Origin of the sequence: Streptomyces sp. NRRL F-6492, assembly GCF_001280125.1 — a bacterium.
Lineage (GTDB): Bacteria > Actinomycetota > Actinomycetes > Streptomycetales > Streptomycetaceae > Streptomyces.
This window is the reverse complement of the sequence record NZ_LGEG01000150.1, coordinates 1-364: the sequence shown is the minus strand read 5'-3', so window position 1 is coordinate 364 and position 364 is coordinate 1. Positions and strand designations below refer to the sequence as shown.

The 364-nt window shown below is 69.8% G+C and carries 1 protein-coding gene; it reads left to right on the top strand.

Translation table 11 applies throughout. From position 1 onward, the window contains the following. On the top strand, window positions 1-364 hold a 364-nt coding region (locus ADL08_RS13550), incomplete at both ends, for an AMP-binding protein (protein WP_159043054.1).

Sequence of the window (364 nt, the reverse complement as noted above, 5' to 3'; positions counted from 1 at the left end):
CGAGGCCGCCTCCCCGGCCCACGTGCACAAGCTCCAGCGGCTCAAGCCCGGCATCGAGATCGTCAACGGCTACGGGCCCGCCGAGTCGATGGGCTTCACGACCACCCACCCCATCGCCCCCGGCGACGAACCGCACTCCTTCGTCCCGATCGGAACCCCCCTGGTGAACAAGGGGAGTTACGTCCTCGATCCTCGACTGAACCTGTGCCCGCCGGGTGTGACGGGAGAGCTCTATCTCGCGGGTGAGGGGCTGGCCCACGGCTATCTCGGTCGGCCGGATCTGACGGCCGTCCGTTTCGTGCCGAACCCGTTCGGGCCCGGCCGGCTCTACCGGACCGGTGACCTGGCCCGCTTCGACCGGGAG